This window comes from Streptomyces bugieae, from assembly GCF_036352915.1.
Taxonomy (GTDB): domain Bacteria; phylum Actinomycetota; class Actinomycetes; order Streptomycetales; family Streptomycetaceae; genus Streptomyces; species Streptomyces endophytica.
This window is the reverse complement of record NZ_JAZBJP010000226.1, coordinates 1-395: the sequence shown is the minus strand read 5'-3', so window position 1 is coordinate 395 and position 395 is coordinate 1. Positions and strand designations below refer to the sequence as shown.

At 62.8% G+C, this 395-nt stretch carries 1 protein-coding gene; it reads left to right on the top strand.

Features of this window, described 5'->3' with window-relative positions; genetic code table 11:
- The coding region (locus V2J85_RS40995) for an AMP-binding enzyme (protein ID WP_419836892.1) at positions 1–216 on the top strand (216 nt) is incomplete at its 5' end.
- Positions 217–395: the final 179 nt, after the last annotated feature.

Sequence of the window (395 nt, the reverse complement as noted above, 5' to 3'; positions counted from 1 at the left end):
ATCCTGCTGGAACCAGGGCAATCGCTGGAGCCCGTCGACATCGTCAGGCATTGCGAAGGACAGATCGCTTATTTCGCCATCCCGCGCTACGTGCGCATTTTGAGCCAGATGCCGCTGACGGAGAACGGCAAGATCAAGAAGGGCGTGCTGCGCGACGCGGGCGTCACGGCGGATACATGGGATCGGGAGACGGCCGGAGTGAAGGTGCGGCGCTGACAGTTGCGCCCGCTCAGGGTTTTTGCAGAGCGTCCCTGACAGCGCCCTTGAGCTCGTCGAGCTCGCCGATCAAGCCGTCGAACCGGTCCGCGGGGAAATCCGCCAGAAGCTCAGCGAGCCATGCGCCGTGGCTCTTTGCCATTCGCCTGAAAGTCTTGCGGCCTTCGACCGTCATACAG